This is a genomic window from Amycolatopsis sp. MtRt-6 (assembly GCF_017308975.1).
Classification (GTDB): Bacteria; Actinomycetota; Actinomycetes; order Mycobacteriales; family Pseudonocardiaceae; genus Amycolatopsis.
In genome coordinates, this window is record NZ_JADWPD010000033.1 from 80048 (window position 1) to 98304 (window position 18257).

Annotated in this window: 15 protein-coding genes; 9 read left to right on the forward strand and 6 right to left on the reverse strand. The window is 71.9% G+C overall.

The features are described 5' to 3' along the window. Nucleotides 1-82: 82 nt before the first annotated feature. From I4Q55_RS39535 to I4Q55_RS39545, 3 genes are read right to left on the reverse strand one after another with little or no spacing between them, the layout of a single operon-like run. Nucleotides 83-661 carry a TIGR00730 family Rossman fold protein gene (locus tag I4Q55_RS39535; RefSeq protein ID WP_206795713.1) on the reverse strand — a complete coding sequence of 193 codons (579 nt, stop codon included), beginning with the start codon at nt 659-661 and terminating at the stop codon, nt 83-85. After that, nucleotides 661-1446: a TIGR00730 family Rossman fold protein gene (locus I4Q55_RS39540; protein WP_091304403.1), complete on the reverse strand. Its 786-nt coding sequence runs from the start codon at nt 1444-1446 to the stop codon at nt 661-663. The genes I4Q55_RS39535 and I4Q55_RS39540 overlap by 1 nt, the downstream gene beginning before the upstream one ends. 9 nt (nt 1447-1455) lie before the next feature. Further along, on the reverse strand, nt 1456-3288 hold the full coding sequence (locus I4Q55_RS39545) for a glycoside hydrolase family 9 protein (RefSeq protein WP_206795628.1): 1833 nt from the start codon (nt 3286-3288) through the stop codon (nt 1456-1458). 120 nt (nt 3289-3408) lie between these two features. Here I4Q55_RS39545 and I4Q55_RS39550 point away from each other — a divergent pair, with 120 nt between their 5' ends. The 6 genes from I4Q55_RS39550 (at nt 3409) to I4Q55_RS39575 (ending at nt 12293) form a co-directional block, all read left to right on the forward strand. Next, nucleotides 3409-4692 carry a helix-turn-helix transcriptional regulator gene (locus tag I4Q55_RS39550; RefSeq protein WP_242547566.1) on the forward strand — a complete coding sequence of 428 codons (1284 nt, stop codon included), beginning with the start codon at nt 3409-3411 and terminating at the stop codon, nt 4690-4692. Nucleotides 4693-5120: 428 nt separating this feature from the next. Continuing rightward, nucleotides 5121-5609 (forward strand): hypothetical protein, encoded by a 489-nt coding sequence (locus tag I4Q55_RS39555; protein WP_242547567.1) that lies wholly within the window; start codon nt 5121-5123, stop codon nt 5607-5609. Further along, the gene (locus I4Q55_RS39560; RefSeq protein WP_206795630.1) at nt 5578-6843 is read left to right on the forward strand and encodes a helix-turn-helix domain-containing protein; all 1266 of its coding nucleotides are present in this window, start codon (nt 5578-5580) and stop codon (nt 6841-6843) included. Before I4Q55_RS39555 ends, I4Q55_RS39560 begins: the two co-directional genes overlap by 32 nt. A 311-nt stretch (nt 6844-7154) precedes the next feature. After that, nucleotides 7155-9416, forward strand: coding sequence for a M4 family metallopeptidase (locus I4Q55_RS39565; protein ID WP_206795631.1), 2262 nt, complete (start codon nt 7155-7157; stop codon nt 9414-9416). Between the two features lie 86 nt (nt 9417-9502). Then, on the forward strand, nt 9503-11107 hold the full coding sequence (locus I4Q55_RS39570; protein WP_206795632.1) for a M28 family peptidase: 1605 nt from the start codon (nt 9503-9505) through the stop codon (nt 11105-11107). 142 nt (nt 11108-11249) lie between these two features. Next, entirely contained in the window at nt 11250-12293 is a 1044-nt protein-coding gene (locus tag I4Q55_RS39575; protein WP_206795633.1) for a chitinase, read from the forward strand. Here the strand turns inward: I4Q55_RS39575 and I4Q55_RS39580 are convergent. Together I4Q55_RS39580 and dapE are read right to left on the reverse strand one after the other, a co-directional pair. Beyond that, the gene (locus tag I4Q55_RS39580; RefSeq protein WP_206795634.1) at nt 12290-13087 is read right to left on the reverse strand and encodes a DUF3152 domain-containing protein; all 798 of its coding nucleotides are present in this window, start codon (nt 13085-13087) and stop codon (nt 12290-12292) included. The two genes, I4Q55_RS39575 and I4Q55_RS39580, sit on opposite strands and share 4 nt — an antisense overlap. A gap of 215 nt (nt 13088-13302) precedes the next feature. After that, a complete protein-coding gene (gene dapE / locus I4Q55_RS39585; RefSeq protein ID WP_206795635.1) occupies nt 13303-14373 on the reverse strand; it encodes a succinyl-diaminopimelate desuccinylase in 1071 nt (356 codons plus the stop codon). A gap of 23 nt (nt 14374-14396) precedes the next feature. Between dapE and I4Q55_RS39590 the strand changes: the two genes are divergently transcribed. Genes I4Q55_RS39590 through I4Q55_RS39600 form a run of 3 tightly spaced genes read left to right on the forward strand, consistent with a single transcriptional unit; the run spans nt 14397 to nt 16801 of the window. Next, nucleotides 14397-14828: a hypothetical protein gene (locus I4Q55_RS39590; RefSeq protein WP_374194524.1), complete on the forward strand. Its 432-nt coding sequence runs from the start codon at nt 14397-14399 to the stop codon at nt 14826-14828. 28 nt (nt 14829-14856) lie between these two features. Beyond that, nucleotides 14857-15840 (forward strand): 2,3,4,5-tetrahydropyridine-2,6-dicarboxylate N-succinyltransferase, encoded by a 984-nt coding sequence (gene dapD / locus I4Q55_RS39595; RefSeq protein ID WP_206795637.1) that lies wholly within the window; start codon nt 14857-14859, stop codon nt 15838-15840. Between the two features lie 28 nt (nt 15841-15868). Then, on the forward strand, nt 15869-16801 hold the full coding sequence (locus I4Q55_RS39600) for a CHAD domain-containing protein (protein WP_206795638.1): 933 nt from the start codon (nt 15869-15871) through the stop codon (nt 16799-16801). A 44-nt stretch (nt 16802-16845) separates the two neighbouring features. Here the strand turns inward: I4Q55_RS39600 and I4Q55_RS39605 are convergent, their stop codons facing one another. Then, nucleotides 16846-18252, reverse strand: coding sequence for an FAD-dependent monooxygenase (locus I4Q55_RS39605; protein WP_206795640.1), 1407 nt, complete (start codon nt 18250-18252; stop codon nt 16846-16848). Nucleotides 18253-18257 lie beyond the last annotated feature (5 nt).

Here is an 18257-nt window from a genome sequence, read left to right on the forward strand (position 1 = left end):
TTCCTTCGGGACCGGGTGGTGGAGCCACCGTGCCGCGCCCGGGCGGGCGCGCACAAGATCAGCGAAACAAGATAACGAGCGCCTACGGTCCCGGCGGCGCCCACTTCGGCGGTGCCGGCGGCTCGTACGTCTCGAACCTGTCCAGTAGCGCGGCCGGATCGGGATCGGTCAGCAGGAGCTGCCGGTAGCCGTCCTTGAGGAAGCCCTCGGTCACCATGTGGTCGGCGAAGGTCATCAGCGGGGCGTAGTACCCGTCGACGTCGACCAGGCCGATCGGCTTTCCGTGCAGCCCCAGCTGGGCCCACGTCCAGACCTCGAACAGCTCTTCCAGGGTGCCCGCCCCGCCCGGCAGGGCGAGGAAGCCGTCGGACAGGGCCGCCATCTTGGCCTTGCGCTCGTGCATGTCCGCCACGACGTGCAGCTCGGTCAGCCCGGCGTGCGCGATCTCGACCGACGACAGCGCCTCCGGGATCACGCCGATCACCTCGCCGCCCGCCGCGAGGGCGGCGTCGGCGACCACGCCCATCGTGCCGACGCTCGCGCCGCCGTAGACCAGGCCGATGCCGCGCTGGGCCAGCAGCTTGCCGAGGGCCGCCGCCTGCTCGGCGTAGCGCGGCGAAAAGCCCATCGACGAGCCGCAGAAGACGCAGATCCGCCGCATCAGTGCGTGTCCTCCCACGCCTGGTAGGACTCCTGCACCACGCGGACGGCGTCGTCGATGTCGTCGGTGACGTGCAGCAGGTCGAGGTCGTGCGGGCTGATCTTGCCCTCGGCCATGACCGAGTTCTTGATCCAGTCGTAGAGCCCGCCCCAGTAGTCGCTGCCGAACAGCACCACCGGGAACTTCGTGACCTTCTTCGTCTGCACCAGCGTCAGCGCCTCGAACAGCTCGTCGAGCGTGCCGAAGCCGCCGGGCAGGCAGATGAAGGCCTGCGAATACTTGATGAACATCGTCTTGCGGGCGAAGAAGTAGCGGAAGTTGACGCCGAGGTCGACCCACGGGTTCAGGCCCTGCTCGAACGGCAGCTCGATGCCGAGCCCCACGGAGAAGCCGCCGGCCTCGGCCGCGCCGCGGTTGACGGCCTCCATCGCGCCTGGTCCGCCGCCCGTCATCACCGCGAAGCCGGCGTTGGCCAGCGCCCCGCCGATCTTGCGGCCCAGCTCGTACTCCGGGTTGTCGCGCTTGGTGCGGGCCGAGCCGAACACGGTGACCGCGCGCGGAACCTCGGCGAGCGCGCCGAAGCCCTCGACGAACTCGGCCTGGATGCGCAGCACGCGCCACGGGTCGGTGTGCACCCAGTCGCTCGGGCCACGCGAGTCCAGGAGCCGCTGGTCGGTCGTGCTGCCCTGGTCGCGGCGGTCGCGACGCAGCACGACCGGGCCCTTGTGCCGCTCCACCGGGCGTTCGGGGTACTGGCCGTCCGGCCATTCAGACTGTTCGCTCACTACGCCATGCTACGGCCTCGCCGCCAGCGAGAACGCGAGAAGCGCGGTGGAGGTGAAGTCGATGGCGGGCTCGTTACTGGGCCATGAACTCAGGTCGTCGGCGTAGCGGCTTCCCTGCCCGTCGAAGGATTCATACGGACGGGTGCATTCCTTGGCGCCCGCCGGGAACGGCAGATCGGCGAAGTTGCCGGCGCCGTTGGGGCCGTTGACGACCGCGCCGTAGAGCACTTTCGAAGGTCCGGCGAGGTTCGCGGCCTGGTGGTGCGGGCACTGCGGGGACGTCGTGCCGACGCCGACGACGAGCGAGACGCCCCAGGCGTTGGCCCCGAGGGTGAAGTTCCGTTGCTGCGCGCCGAACGCGGCGTACCGGGTGTCACCGGTGACGCGCTGGTAAAGCCGGGCCGTCGCGGCGAAACCGAAGCTCTTGCTGGCGGCGTCGAAGTCGGTGACCGCCACGGCCGTCCGGAATGGACTCGTCTTCGCCGACGCGACACCTTCGTCCAGTTGACGCCGCAGGTCCGCGGCCAAGTCGCGGACGCCGAGCGCCGCACCGGGGACGCCGGTGCGCAGCAGGACGGCCAGGTCGGCGTGGGCGAGCGCGCTGGTGTCGTAGAGGTTCAACGTGCTCGTGTCGCCGCTGCCGATGTAGGCCTTCGCCCACTTCGCCGCGTCGCGGGCCCAGCCGTCGGCGCGCGGGTCCTTCAGCGCCCGCGCGGCCAGGGCGAGCTGGGTCGCGCCCAGCTCCAGGTCGTCCGCCCACGACGACTCCGGGTAGTACGCGTGCGGGAACGCGGTGACGAGCTCGCCGACGTCCGCCGTCTTGGCCTGCGCGAACACGGCCGCCGCCTCGGCGAGGTAGTGCCGGGCGAGCCGGGGGTCGCGGTGGGCGTACAGCTGGGCGCCCAGCGCGAAGGCGGCGGCGACCCGGCCGGCGAGGTTCGGCGACAGCGGCGCGCCCGCCGGGGCCGCGGGGAACACCGGCCGGTGCTTGACGAAGTAGGCGGGGTCGCCGGGCTTGACGTCGAGTGCGTCGTCGTCCTGCGGGTTGCGCCAGACGTCGTGGTCGCCGAGGAAACCGAACTCCTCGCTGCCCGTGCCGATGCCGACCTGGGCGTAGAGCGTTTTGGTCCGGCCGTCCCAGACCTTGTCGAGCCAGCCGAGGCCGAACCGGACCTCCGTCGCCAGCACCGGATCGGGGTCTTCGCGCAGCACGTAACCCAGCTCGGCCAGCGAGTACGCGGTGTTGGAGGTGAACTTGACGAAGTCGCCGGCGTCGACCCAGCCGCCTTCGACGTCGACCGGGCCGCCCTGCGGCTTCAGGGGTTCGACGATCTCGTCGCCGCCTTCGCCGGCGAACTTCGGCTGCGCGTAGACGGTCGCCGTCCGGTCGGCCAGGTGCGACGGCTCGCGGTCGAGGCGGCCGGGGATGACGTCGTGGCCGTCGCGCTGGGCCTGGAAGAACTCGGTGGTCGCGCGCACGAGCGGGCGGAACAGGCGGCGCGCGGTGTCGATCCGGAACGGCGGCGACGTCGCGCCCGCCGCCCTGATCCGGTAGGTGCCCGGTCTCTCCAAAGTGGACAAATCGAGGTCGAACACCGCCGGGTAGCGCGCGTTCCAGGCGCCGAGGCTCGCGCTCGTGCGGCCTTCGCGGACCGTGCGGCCGCGCTCGTCGACGACGGTGAACTTCCCGGGCGCGCCGCCGAGCAGGTACGCGTGCTTCGCCTCGCCCAGCGCGTACCCGACTTGGTCGACGCGCACCTCGGCCGGGGTCGCGGCCTCGGCCGGGGACGCGGCGAGCGGGACGGCGAGCGCGGCCGCCGTCACGACGGGAAGCAGGCGCATGATCGGCCTCCACTTTGTTAGGAAAGTTTCCTATTTAGCGGAGAACGCTAGCCCGGCGCGGCCGGAGGCGTCAATATGTCCGTTTCCGCGAGGGCCGCGCGGATGACCTACCGTGGGGAGATGACCAGCGCCCCCGCCGAACCGCTCGGCGCGCGGATCCGGCGGCTGCGCACCGGCCGCGGCTGGACCCAGCGCGAGCTGGCCGAGCCAGGCTACGACCGGGGCTTCCTGGCGAAGGTCGAAACCGGCAGCCGCCCGCCGTCAGAGGAGATGCTGGCCTACCTGGCGCAGCGGCTCGGGCTGACCGTCGACGAGCTGCGGTTCGGCAGGCCACCCGGCGTCGCCGACGAGCTGCGCGCGGCGCTGGACGAGGGCTACCGCGACCTGGAGCAGGGCCGGATCGCCGCGGCGGAGGAGCGGTTCGCCGCCGTGGCCGAGCGGGCCGCGGGCTACCACCTCGACGACGTCGAGTGCTACGCGCGGTTCTGCCGGGCCGAGGTGAAGTGGCAGCTCTTCGACGTCTCGGGGGCGCAGGCGGCACTGGAGCACGCGGAGGAGCTGGCCGGCGCGGCGCCGCCGTGGCTGCGGGCGATGATCGTGCACCGGTGGTCGGGTTGCCGGTTCCAGCGCGGCGACGCGGGCACGGCGATCGCCCGGGTCGAAGCCGAGCTGGCGGCGCGGCCGTCCGACCCGGACGCCGAGTTGTGCCTGCTCACAGCGTTGATCCACCCCCTGGTCGAGATGGGCGGCCTGCACCGCGCCCGCCGCGCGGCCGAGGACGGACGCCGGCTGGCCCGGGCGGCGACGCGGCCGGACTTCGTCGCGCGGTTCCACCGGCAGGCGGCGCAGGCGTGGCAGGCGACCGGCCGCGCGGACCGGGCGGACGAGGACCTGACGGAGGCGTGCCGGCTGTTCGCGTCGGCGGGCTTCGACCGCGACGCGGCCCGCTGCCGCTGGGCCCGCGGCTACCTGCTGCGCCGGCTGGGCCGCCTCGACGAGGCCCGCGCCGAGCTGACGGCGGCCCGCGACCAGCTGCGGGCGATCGGCGCGGAGGAAGGCGTCGCCGGGGCGACGCTCGAACTGGCCGAGGTCCGGCTCCGGCAGGGCGCGGCTCCGGAGGCGGCGGCGCTGGTCGCGGAGGTCCGGGAGCTGCTGTCCCGCGACGTCGAGTCGCTCGGCGAGGCAACGAGCCTGCTGGGCCAGGTCGCCCGGTCCCTCGGCGATCCGGACACGGCGACCCGGCTGCTGCGCGAGGCCTTCGAGATCCAGACGGCCGCGTCCCTGCACGGCGCGGCGGTGTCAACGGCCCTCCGCCTCGGCGACACCCTCCGGCAGCGTGGTCACCTCGACGAAGCCGTCGAGGCCTACCGCCGCGGCCTGGACTCCGCGGCCACCGACACCTGACCGTGATGCCCCTCCAGTCACGCGAGATACCCCTCCAGTCACGCGAGATGCCCTTCCAATCACCCGAGTCCCGCTTCCAATCACCCGAGTTCCGGGTGACGGGAGGGGTATCACGCGTGATCAGAGGGGCATCTCGCGTGATTGGGGAGGCATCTCGCGTGATTGAGGGGGCGACACGGCGGACCAGCGGGGTCGGTGGTCCGGGTCGAAGCAACTTTCCTACGAAAGTCTGTGAATTGGTTCAGACCAGTACGCCACCTCGCCGCCACCTGGGGTTTTGTCCCGCAACGGGCGATCATCGCGCTGCCGCGCTGCTCCGTTCGGCCCATTGACCCGTCCGCGGACGGAACCTTTACTCGGATGCGTCCGGCGCAATAACAGCTGTTATTCAACTGGTCACGCAGCTCCCGGTCCCGGAAAGGTTCCCCATGAGATCCCCACGTGGGCCGGCGGCGATCCCGGCCGCCGCCGCTTCCGCACCTCCCGCCGCCACCCCGCCCGAGGCGCTCGCCGCCCGCGCTGCCGACCAGGCCGCCCTCAGCGGCGCCGACCGGCTCGCGAAGGGCGCCGGGGAGGCCTTCGTCCGCACCGGAGTCACCCCGGGTGGCGGCGGGCTCCACTTCGCGTCCTACGAGCGCACCTACCACGGCCTGCCGGTGATCGCCGTCGGCACGCAGGCCGCGCTGGACGCCGGGCAGGCCGCAAAGAACACGACGAGCGAAGTCTCCACAGTGGACACCGTGGCAGCACCGAAGCTGGTCTTGCCGGCCGGGGACGCCGACCACACCGCGCAGTTCTCGCTCACCGCCGGCACCGGTACCCCGCCAACCGGCTGCGGCGCGTGCGGAGGCCTACCCTGGACGTCCACGGCGGAAAGGCACCCGGGTGAGCGAGAGCGTCGGCGAACGTCTGCGTGAGCTGCGCACCGAACGCGGGCTCACGCAGCGCGAACTCGCCGGACCGCAGTACTCCGCGGCGTACGTGTCGTCGGTCGAGACAGGCGCGCGTACGCCGTCGGGGGACGCGCTGCGGTTCTTCGCCCAGCAGCTGGGCATCGATCCCGACGAGCTGCTCGGCGGCCGGTCCCCGCGGGAACTGATCGAGCTCGACCTCGAGCTGATCGAGACGGCGGAACGGTTCCTGGCCGGCGACGCCCGCCGCGCGACCCCGCGGATGCAGCGGATCCGGCGCCGGGCCGAGCGCCTGGAGCGGCCGCGGCAGGCCGGGATCGCGCTGCTGTGGCTGGCCGGGTACTCGACCGGCGACGTCCGCACGAAGTACGTCTCGGACGCCGAAACGGCTCTTTCGGGCGAACCGCCGCCGGTGCGGGCGATGGTCGTGCCGCTGCGGGCGGCGGTGCTGACCGGCTGGGGCGAGGTGCGGTATTCGGTGCACCTGCTGGAAACCTGCCACGCCGAGCTGCTGCGCGACGGCTACCCGCAGCCGTCGATGCTGCTGACGCTGCGGGCCTGCCTGGCCGAGCGGCACCTGCGCCAGGGCGACCTCGAGCGGGCGGCCGAGTACGCCGAATCGGCGCTGCGGCTCGCCCGGGGCAGCCCGGCGGTGCTCGCGGAGCTCACCCGCAGCCACGTCGAGGTCTGCCGCAGCCACCTGGCGGCCGACCGGTTCGCCGACGCCGCCGCGTCGGTCGCCGCGGCCTACGACCTGATGCAGGAGCGGGCCCTGCACCCGGCGATGGCGTACTGCCTGCTGGCCAGGGCCCGGGTCCGCGGCCGAGCCGGTGACGCCGAGGGCGCGCTGGCCGACCTCGCCGCCGCGCGCGAGACGGCGTGGCCGGACGACGTCCCGGCGATCACCGTCGAGCTCGCCGGGGAGTACCTCGCGGCGGGCCGGCTGGAGACGGCGGCGGCGCTGCTCGACCAGATCCGCCCGGCGATCGTGGCGGGCACGCCGCTGGCCGCGGAGCTGCGGCTGCAGCTGGGATCGCTGGCCAGGGCCCGCGGCGACGCCCGCCGCGCGGCCGAAGACCTGCGGGCCGCCGTCGAGCTCGCCACCGGCCTGGGCGCGCGCGGGGTGCTCGTCCGCGCGCTGCGGCCGTTGAGCGAGCTGCTCGGCGAGACCGGAAAGCAGGCGGAGGCCGCGGACGTGCTGCGGAACGGGCTTCTCGCGCTGGGCGCGGAAGACAGCTGAAGCGATTCTGAGCAGTACTAACGAATCTCGATGATCGAGACCGTCCGGCGTTCGGATGGTGTCGCCGACAATCCCTACGAAAGTCGTTCCGACGCGGAACGCGCCGAGAATCCCCTGCTGTAGCGGGGTTTGTACGAATTGATCCGAGAATCCCGAACGCGCTGTTGGTCCGTTCGGCGCATTGACGCCCAGATCGGCTGATCCTTTACTCGGATGCGTCCGGACGCATACCTCCTGTTAGCACCCCGGACACGTCTCCCCTCTTCCCCTGTACCGGACCTCGATTCTGCCTTCATGGAAGGAAGACCTCGATGACCCATCGTGGGTTAAGCACGGGCTTGGCGGCCGCCGCCGGGCTCGCCATGACGCTCGCGTTGCCGGTGACCCCGGCGAGCGCGGCGCCTCAAGCACAGCCCGCCGCTCCCGAAGCGGCCGCCGCCCGCGCCGCCGACCAGGCGGCCGCCAGCGGTCTCGACGCCCTGCGCCGCGGCCCGGCCGAGTCGTTCCAGCGCATCGGCCTCACCCCTGGTGGCGCCGGCCTCTTCTACGGCGCCTACCAGCGCACCTACCAGGGCCTGCGGGTCGTGGGCGGGGACGCGGTCGTCGTCGCCGACGGCGCCGGGCGCGTCCGCGGCACCAGCGCCGCGGAGACCGCGCCGATCACCGTCGGCACCCAGGCACTGGTCGACGCGGCCAAGGCCGCCGCCACCGCGCGCGCTCAACTGCCCACTGTGGACAGTGTGAGCACGCCGGAGAAGGTCGTGCTGGCCGGGGCGAACCCGAAGCTGGCCTACGAGGTCGTCGTCGCCGGCCGCACCGCCACCGCGCCGAGCAACCTGCACGTGTTCGTCGACGCGGCCACCGGGGCGATCCTCGACAAGCGGGACGACGTCCGCACGTTCGACTCGGGCGTGAAGCGGCAGGCCCAGCCCGCCACCGTGAACGCGGAAGGGGCCGGCAACAGCTACTACGCCGGCAACGTCACCATCGACACGACGCAGTCCGGCAGCACGTACACCATGCGCGACCCGGCCCGCACGAACCTCAGCTGCGGCCGCGAAGGCGGTTCCGTCTACAGCGGCCCGGACAACAACTGGGGCAACGGCTCCGGCACCGACCTGGAAACCGCCTGCGTCGACACGCTGTTCGGTGCCCAGACCGAGTGGAAGATGCTCGCCGAGTGGCTGGGCCGCAACGGCATGAACGGCAACGGCGGCGGCTTCCCGGCTTCGGTCGGCCTCAACGACGTCAACGCCTACTGGAACGGTTCGTCGACGCACTTCGGCCACTCGCAGGACAACCAGCGCCAGGCCACGCCGATGGACGTCGTCGCCCACGAGTACGGGCACGCCATCTTCCAGACCACCCCGGGTGGCGCGGGCTCGGGCAACGAGAGCGGCGGCCTCAACGAGTCGACCGGTGACATCTTCGGCGCGCTGACCGAGGCGTACGCCAACAACCCCAAGGACGTCCCGGACTACGAGGTCGGCGAAGGCGTCAACCTGGTCGGCCAGGGCCCGATCCGCTACATGTACCAGCCCTCGAAGGCCGGCGACCCGAACTGCTACTCGTCGTCGATCCCGAGCACCGAGGTGCACGCCGCGGCCGGCCCGCAGAACCACTGGTTCTACCTGCTCGCCGAGGGCTCGAACCCGGGTGGCGGCAAGCCGGCCAGCCCGACCTGCAACAGCTCGAGCGTGACCGGCATCGGCATCCAGAAGGCCGGTAAGATCTTCTACAACGGCCTGCTGAAGAAGACCTCGTCGTGGAACCACAAGGCCGCCCGCAAGGCGACCCTCGAAGCCGCGATCGCGCTCTTCCCGGGCAGCTGCACCGAGTACAACACCACCAAGGCCGCGTGGGACGCCGTCTCCGTCACCGCGGCCACCGGTGAGCCGGCCTCCTGCAGCGGCGGCGGGCCGGACTTCTCGGTGGCGCTGAACCCGGCTTCGGGTTCGGTGCAGCCGGGCGCCTCGGCGACCACCACGATCAGCACCGCGATCACCTCGGGCTCGGCGCAGTCGATCACGCTGTCCGCCTCGGGCCTGCCCGCCGGCGCGACCGCGACGTTCAACCCGGCGACCATCCAGTCGGGTGGCTCCTCGACGCTGACGATCGCGACGTCCGCGTCGACCCCGACCGGGAGCTTCCCGATCACCATCACCGCCGACGGGGCCAGCACCGACCACACGGCGACGTTCTCGCTCGGCGTCGGCACTTCCTCGTGTGCCCCGGTGACCAACTCGACCCGCCTGAACATCCCCGACTACCCGGCCAGCGCGGTCAGCAGCACGGTGAACGTGGCGGGCTGCGCCCGCAACGCCTCCGGCACCACCAAGGTCGAGGTGCACATCACCCACACCTACCGCGGTGACCTCGTCCTCGACCTCATCGCCCCCGACGGCACCGCCTACCGCATGAAGAACTCCAACAGCGACTCCGCCGACAACATCGACACCACCTACACCGTCAACGCCTCCACCGAAGCCGCCAACGGCAACTGGCAGCTCCGCATCCGCGACGTCGGCCCCGCCGACACCGGTTACCTGTCCTCCTGGACGTTGACCGTGTAGCACCCCTCACCCCGTGAAGGCCGCACCTGCCCCGGTGCGGCCTTCACGGCCGTTCTCCCCAACCCCCACCTAAGGAATTCACCGCCATGAAGTGGAAGACACGACTCGGCGCCGGGGTCACCGCCCTGGCCGCCGCGCTGGGCATCGTATCCGCGCCAGCGGCCACCGCCGCGCCCGCCACGGTGCTCGCCGCGCCGGACATCTCGCTCGCCAACGTCAAGGCCCACCTCAACCAGCTGCAGGCCATCGCCGACAACAACGGCGGCACGCGCTCGCCGCGCGGCGGCGGGTACGCGGCCTCGGTGTCCTATGTGGAAAACCTGCTGAAGAACGCCGGCTACACGACGACCCGGCAGACCTGCACCGGGTGCATCGGCCAGACGCAGAACCTGATCGCCGAGTGGCCGCAGGGCGACGCGAGCCAGGTCATCATGCTCGGCGCGCACCTCGACAGCGTGAGCGCCGGCCCCGGCATCAACGACAACGGCTCGGGCAGCGCGTCGATCCTCGAGGTCGCGCTGACGCTCGCCCGGACCAACCCGGCGATGGCCAAGCGGGTCCGGTTCGGCTGGTGGGCCGACGAGGAGTCCGGCCTGGTCGGGTCGAAGTACTACGTCAACAACCTGCCGAGCACCGAACGCACGAAGATCAAGACCTACCTCAACTTCGACATGATCGGCTCGAAGAACTGGGGCTACTTCGTCTACGACGACGTCGCTTCGATCAAGGCCGTCTTCGACGAGTACTTCACCTCCATCGGCATCCCGACCGAGGGCGACACCGAAGGCGACGGCCGCTCCGACCACGCGTCCTTCAAGAGCGCGGGCATCCCGGTCGGCGGCCTGGCCACCGGCGCCGGCTACATCAAGAGCTCGGCGCAGGCGCAGAAGTGGGGCGGCACCGCGGGTTCGGCGTTCGACAACTGCTACCACCGCGCGTGCGACACGATCGCCAACATCCCGGACGTGCCGCTGGAGAAGAACAGCGACGCCATCGCCTACGCGCTTTGGAAGCTGGCCGTCGGCACGCCGCAGGGCAACGACTTCTCCGTGACGCTGAACCCGGCGTCCGGGACCGTCCAACCGGGACAGTCGCTCCAGGTCGCGGTCAGCACCGCGACGACGTCCGGCTCGGCGCAGTCGATCGCGCTGTCCGCGTCGGGCCTGCCCGCGGGCGCGACGGCTTCGTTCAGCCCGGCCACCGTGCAGTCGGGTGGCAGCTCGACGCTGACCATCACGACGTCCGCGTCCACCCCGACCGGGAGCTTCCCGATCACCGTGACCGCGGACGGTGCGAACGCCGACCACACGGCGACGTTCTCCCTCGGCGTCGGCAGCTCCTCGTGCGCGCCGGTGACCAACTCGACCCGCCTGAACATCCCCGACTACCCCGCGAGCGCGGTCAGCAGCACGGTGAACGTGGCGGGCTGCGCGCGCAACGCGTCCGGCACCACCAAGGTCGAGGTCCACATCACCCACACCTACCGCGGTGACCTCGTCCTCGACCTGGTCGCTCCGGACGGCACGGCGTACCGGATGAAGAACTCCAACAGCGACTCCGCCGACAACATCGACACCACCTACACCGTCAACGCCTCCACCGAGGCAGCCAACGGCAACTGGCAGCTGCGGCTGCGGGACGTCGGCCCGGCCGACACCGGTTACCTGTCCTCCTGGACGCTGACCGTCTGACCGAACGCTGTGGGGCGCCCGTCTCCGGGGCGCCCCACTGTTGTCTAGACCACCACCCGTTCGTAGGTAGTCACCGGTTCCCCGTGGCGCTTATGTTGGGCGGACACGCCGCGTCCGCCCTTCAACGACGATGGGAGCCGGTATGTCCGGTCGCTTGTTCGGAACTCTGCTGGCCACGGTGCTGGCCGTCCCGCTGTTCGTCTCGGCGCCCGCGCAGGGGGCGGCGCAGGCCGACACGTGCGCGGTGAAGTCGCGGCCCGCGGGCAAGGTCCTGCAGGGCTACTGGGAAAACTGGGACGGCGCCGCGAACGGCGTCCACCCCGGCATGGGCTGGATCCCGATCACCGACAGCCGGATGGCCCAGCACGGCTACAACGTCGTCAACGCCGCCTTCCCGGTGATCCGGTCCGACGGGACCGTGTTGTGGGAGAACGGGATGGACGCCGGGGTCAAGGTGTCCACACCCGCCGAGATGTGCGCGGCGAAGGCCGCGGGCGCGACGATCCTGCTGTCCATCGGCGGCGCGGCCGCCGGGATCGACCTCTCGTCGTCCGCGGTGGCCGACCGGTTCGTCGCCACGGTCGTCCCGATCCTCAAGCAGTACAACTTCGACGGGATCGACATCGACATCGAGACCGGGCTGACGAACAGCGGCAACATCAAGACGCTTTCGGCGTCACAGGCCAACCTGATCCGGATCATCGACGGCGTGCTCGCGCGGATGCCGTCGAACTTCGGGCTCACGATGGCACCGGAGACCGCGTACGTGACCGGCGGCAGCGTCGCCTACGGCTCGATCTGGGGCGCGTACCTGCCGATCATCAAGAAGTACGCGGACAACGGCCGGCTGTGGTGGCTGAACATGCAGTACTACAACGGCTCGATGTACGGCTGCTCCGGCGATTCGTACCAGGCCGGGACCGTGCAGGGCTTCACCGTGCAGACGCAGTGCCTGAACAACGGCCTGGTCGTGCAGGGCACCACGATCCGGGTGCCGTACGACAAGCAGGTCCCCGGCCTGCCCGCCCAGCCGGGCGCGGGTGGCGGGTACATGTCGCCGAGCCTGGTTTCCCAGGCGTGGCGGTCGGTTCCGGGCCTCAAGGGCCTGATGGACTGGTCGATCAACTGGGACGGCTCGAAGGGCTGGACCTTCGGCGACAACGTCAAGTCGCTGCAGGGCCGTTAGGAGGCGCCGGCCGGGATCGGGTCGTCGTACTCGCCCGGTGGGCCGGTGTATTCGCGCTTGCCGTCCGGGAACGGCCACGGGTTCGGGACGCAGCCGTGCAGCCCGAGCGTCTGCTGCTCCATCACCGGCGCCGGCTTGCCCGGCCCCGGGCACAGCTCGTGGCCCTGGCCCAGCCGGTGCCCGGTTTCGTGGGTCACCATGTACTGCCGGTAGACCTCGAGCGGCGCCCCGTAGTTCGGCACGGCGTTGGCCCAGCGGGCGACGTTGAGCACGACGTTGCTGCCGTTGCGGCAGGAGGTGTAGCCGTCGGGCGTGCCGCCGCACAGCTTGTCGCGGCTGGACGGCGTCGCGAGGTAGAGGGTGAAGTCGGCGCCGTCGGCCGGGCCGACGTGCTGCAGCCGCCACTGCCCGCCGGCGGTCCAGCCACGCGCGTCGCCGAGGATGGCGCGGATGTCCTCGGCGAACTCGGCGGGCCCGACGCCGTCGATGTCGGTCTCGATGGCGATCCGGTAGCGCATCAGCCGGCCCGACTTCCCGGCGACCTCGGCGCTGCCCGGGGTGAACATCCACTGACCGGACCCGGTCCGCGGGAAGGTGATGGCGGCTTCGACGGGCGCGCTCTGCGTCACCGGCTCACGCTCGGCGGGCGGCGGCGGGATCGAGGTGGCCTCCCCGATCGCGGTGATGACCGGCCCGGCCGCCGGCGCGGCCACGGGCTGTCTTTCCCCACCACATCCGCTCACCGCCAGGGCGAGCACGGCCACGGCCGCGGCCCGTCTCGCGGTTTTCGGCATGGGTCCTCCCGGGTGCGCGGCTTCAGAAGGACATACGGGCCGCGACCGGGAAAAGTTGCGGTGACCTGTGGTGGCGGAGCGTCACCGCAGGTCGGGACCGTGGAGTGTGACGACGGCCACAGCGCCCCAATGTGGCCTTGGTGGCGTTCAACGCACCCATTGTGGCCTTCGGTGCGTCCAACGCACCGAAGGCCACATTGGGGCGCTTGGGGCGCTCAGGCCAGGAACTTGCGCAGCACCTCGGTGACCTGGCGGATCTCCGCCGTCCGGACGTTCTCCTGCTTCGTGTGCGCCAAGGTCGGGTTGCCCGGGCCGAAGTTCACCGCCGGCATGCCCCGGGCCGCGAACCGCGCCACGTCCGTCCAGCCCAGCTTCGCCGCCGCGCGGCCGCCCGCCGCCGCCACCAGCTCCGCCGCCGCCGGGGCCGACAAGCCCGGCAGCGCGCCGGGAGACCGGTCCACAACGGACAGGTCGAAACCGTCGAAAACCTCCCGCAGGTGCTGCTCGGCCGCCGCCGGGTCACGGTCCGGCGCGAAGCGGTGGTTGACCGTCAGCACCGCTTCGTCCGGGACGACGTTGCCCGCGACGCCGCCGCCGATCGAAATCGCCTGGAGGCCTTCGCGGTAGGTCAGCCCGTCGATGTCGACGATCCGCGGCGTGTACTCGACCAGCCGCCGCAGCGGCTCGGCCAGCGCGTGGATCGCGTTCTCGCCCATCCACGCCCGCGCGGTGTGCGCGCGCTTGCCGGTGAGCCGCAGCTCGACGCGCATGGTGCCCTGGCAGCCGGCCTCGATCACGCCGTTCGACGGCTCGCCGACGATCGCCAGGTCGCCGGCCAGCCACTCCGGCAGCTCGCGCTCGATCCGGCCGAGGCCGTTCTTGACCGCTTCGACCTCTTCGTTGTCGTAGAAGACGAACGTGACGTCGTGCTTGGGCGACGGCAGCGTGGCCGCCAGGTGCAGGAAGACCGCGTCGCCGCCCTTCATGTCGACCGTGCCGAGACCGTGGAGGACCTCTTCGTCACCGGTGCCTTCGCGCCGCGAAGGGAAGTTGCCGTTCTCCGGCACGGTGTCCAGGTGCCCGGCGAGCACCACCCGCGACGCGCGGCCGAGGTTCGTCCGCGCGAGGACGGCGTCGCCGTTGCGGACGACCTCCAGGTGCGGAGCCTGCTTGCCCAGCGCCTCCTGCACCGCGGTGGCGATCTCCGCCTCGGCGCCGGACACGCTGAAGATGTCCACCAGCGCTGCGGTCAGGTCCACGGGATCGGCGTGCAGGTCGAGGCTCATGACCCGCACGCTACCGTGGCGGTGTGCGTAGGTTCGGAGTCGCCGTGGGCGGCGCGTTGCTGGTCCTGGTCCTGTCGGGCTGCGGGAACGAGGCCGGGCCCACACCGCCGCGCACCGGCCGCGAGCCCAGCCCGGACGCGCTGCCGACGAAGCTGGCCGCGCTGACCGTCGACCAGTGCTACGCCAGCCCGCGCACCCAGTTGCCGAAGGGCTGCGAGAAGTACGTCACGGAGGTCGCCAACGTGCCGGGCGCGGCCCGCAAGCGCGCCGACGACCGCGACCCGCAGCTGGTCGCCGAGGCCGGCAAGCTCGACCAGGCCGTCGGGTCCTTCCGGAGCGCGGGCTGCACGACCGTCCCGGCCGCGGGCGGCCCCTGCTCGCAGGCGCTCGTCGACATCGCCGCGGCGCTTTCCGGCCTGAAGAAGCAGGTAGACGCGCGGCCCACGAGTGGTTGATCCGCGTCACTCGACTACGGTGAGGGCCGTGAGCGAGCAGAGCCCGAATCCCGAAACGACCGGCGCCAGCGGCGTCGGGCTGGCCACCGTCACGACTGACGGGACGGTCCTCGACACCTGGTACCCGCACCCCAAGCTCGTCGAGGGTGGCACCCCCGGCACCGAGCGCCTGAGCGCGGACGAGGCGAAGGAGCTGCTCGGCGAGGCCGCCGCGGCGCTGCTCGGCCCGGACACCGACCGCGGGGTCGAGGTCGTCGCCGTGCGCACCACGATCGGCAAGCTGGCCGACGCGCCTGCGGACACCCACGACATCTACCTCCGCCTGCACCTGCTCTCGCACCGCCTGGTCCGCCCGCACGGCCAGAACCTCGACGGCCTCTTCGGCCTGCTGGCCAACGTCGTGTGGACCAACCACGGCCCGTGCCCGGTCGAGGGCTTCGAGACGACCCGGCTGCGGCTGCGGGCGCGCGGCCCGGTGACCGTCTACAGCGTCGACAAGTTCCCGCGGATGGTCGACTACGTCATGCCGTCCGGCGTCCGGATCGGCGACGCCGACCGCGTCCGGCTCGGCGCGCACCTGGCGTCCGGCACGACCGTGATGCACGAGGGCTTCGTCAACTTCAACGCCGGCACGCTCGGCGCGTCGATGGTCGAGGGCCGGATCTCGGCCGGCGTGGTCGTCGGCGACGGCTCGGACGTCGGCGGCGGCGCGTCGATCATGGGCACGCTTTCCGGCGGCGGCAAGGAAACGATCTCCCTGGGCGAGCGCTGCCTGATCGGCGCGAACGGCGGCGTCGGCATCTCGCTGGGCGACGACACGGTCGTCGAGGCGGGTCTGTACGTGACGGCGGGCACGAAGGTCGTCGTCGAGGGCAAGGTCGTCAAGGCCCGCGAGCTCAACGGCATTTCGGGCGCGGTGTTCCGCCGCAACTCGGCGACGGGTGCGGTCGAAGTCGTGCCGCGCACGGGCTCCGGCGTCGAACTGAACGCGGCACTGCACGCCAACGACTGAGCGCGGTTGTTCACCTACTATTCATGAGGTGACCACCGAATCGTTGCGTCGCACGCCGGCCGAGCTGGGGCTGCCGGACGCGCCCGTGGAAGCGCGTCCGGCCGACCCGGCGGTCCACCACGTGCGGGCCAAGCTCGACCGCGAGATCCGCGCGCTGCTGGCGTACGAACCCGGCACGCGCTCGGGCGCCGATCCGGAGGACCTGCACCAGATGCGCGTCGCGCTCCGGCGCATGCGCAGTGTGCTGAAGCTGTCCGGGAAGCTGGTCGGCGACGGCGCCGAGCCGGTGCGCGCGGAGCTGGGCTGGCTCGGCCAGTCCCTCGGCGAGGTCCGCGACTACGACGTCCTGATCGGGCACCTGCGCGAGGTCATCGCCGACTTCGAGGTCCGCGACCAGGCCGCCGGCCGCCGCCTGGTGTCGAAGTTCGTCAGCGAGCGAGCCACCGCGAAGCGGCGCCTGACGCGGGCGCTGTCGAGTGCCCGGTACTCGACGTTGCTGCGTGAGGTGAGCCTGCTGACGCGGGCGGAGTTCGTCCCGCCGGCCGACCGGCCGCACGACCTGATCGCGAGCCTGGCGAAACCGCACCGGAAGCTGGCGAAGGCGGTGCACGCGCTGCCCGCGGACCCACCGGACGACGACCTGCACGACCTGCGCATTCACGGCAAGAAGCTGCGGTACGCGGCCGAGCTGGCCCAGACGTCGGCGAAGAAGAAGCAGGCGGCGAGGATCAAGACGCTGCTGAAGGCGACGAAGGACTTCCAGACGGTGCTGGGCGACCACCAGGACGCGGTGAACGCCGCCGAGCGGATGCGTTCGGTGCTGGAGTCCGCGGACGGCCCGATGGGGTTCGTGGCGGGCCGCGTCGCCGAGCGCGAGCTGGCCCGCCGGGCGGAGGCCCGCGCGGTCTGGCGGGATTCCTGGGCCGCCGTCGACGCCGCCGCCAAGGCCCTCCACGCCTGACCCGCTCCGCCCGCCCCCCAAGGTCGCGACCGGGCCCCCTCCCCTCAGGACATCGACCACACGTACCCGTCCGGGCGGATCAGCACCCGCCGCCCGCCGTCCGCCTCGTAGGCCGCGTACGCGTGGCCGCCCTCGTCCACCAGGTCCGCTCCCGTCGCCACGCTCCCTGCCGGGAGGATCCGGTATCCCGACGTCGCGCCCTCCCCGAACACCAGCTCCGTCGCGTGCGGACCGCGGAACAGCTCGAACAGGCGCACCCGCTTGCCGTTCGCGTCCACCAGCGGCGCGTCCGGCGCCCGGTCGCCCGGCCGCAGCTCGCCCGTCCCCGCCGGCGCCAGCGGCCCACCGCGGTACGTGATGTCCAGCTGCTGGGTGTCCTCGCCGCGCCGGTGGGCGTCCTCGTCGCCGTCGACGTACTTCCGCAGCAAGCCCGTCGAGACGCCGAGCACCCGCGCCGCGACCGCGCGCCGCTCGATCTCGTAGCTGTCGAGCAGCTCCGGTGCCCCGTCCGCGAGCTTCCAGCCCAGGTTGTAGCCGTCCTGGACGCCGGTGTTGAGCCCCTGCCCGCCCGTCGGCGGGTGGACGTGCGCGGCGTCGCCGGCCAGGAACACGCGGCCCTCGCGGAACTTCGCCGCCAGCCGGACGTTCGGCCGCCACACCGTCGACCAGGCCAGGTCGGACAGCTCGACCGTGCCGCCGCTGAGCACGTCGAGCCGGGCCTGGACCGCGGGCAACGCCGTCTCGACGTCGGTCTCGCCGTCGCCGAGTGCCGCGCCGAACTGGAAGTGCGGTGTCCCCGGCAGCGGGCTGAACATCATGCCGCTCATCGGCTCGTCCGGCGTCGCGAACCAGTGGCCGTAGTTCCGGTCGAGCCCTGCGGCCACCACGTCGCCGAGCAGCATCCGGATCGACTCGTCGGTCGTGCCCTCGAACGCGATCCCCAGCGTCTTGCGCACGAAGCTCTTGCCGCCGTCGGCGCCGATCAGGTACTCCGCGCGGACCGTCTCGCCCGTGCCCAGGGTCGCCGTGACGCCGTCGGCGTCCTGCTCGAAGCCGGTCAGCGCGGTGTTCAGCTCGACGCGCACGCCGAACTCGGCCAGCCGGTCGCGCAGGATGCCCTCGGTCTGGGACTGGCCGAGGAACCAGCCGGTCGGGTACGGCTTCGACGGCGTCGGCTCGACCGGGTCGAACATCATCCGCTCGCCGACCACCTCGCCGCCGAGGTGGATCTTCATCGGCACCGGGGCCATGCCCGCGGCGAGCACCGCGTCCAGCACGCCCAGGTCCTCGAACACCTCCAGCGTGCGCGGCTGCATCCCGTCGCCGCGCGAGCCCACGAAGTACTCCGAAGCCTTGTCGATGATCCGCACGGCGACGTCGCGCCGCGCCAGCTCGATGGCCAGCGTCAGTCCCGTCGGTCCCGCTCCCGCGATCAGCACCCGTGTGTCCATGTCGC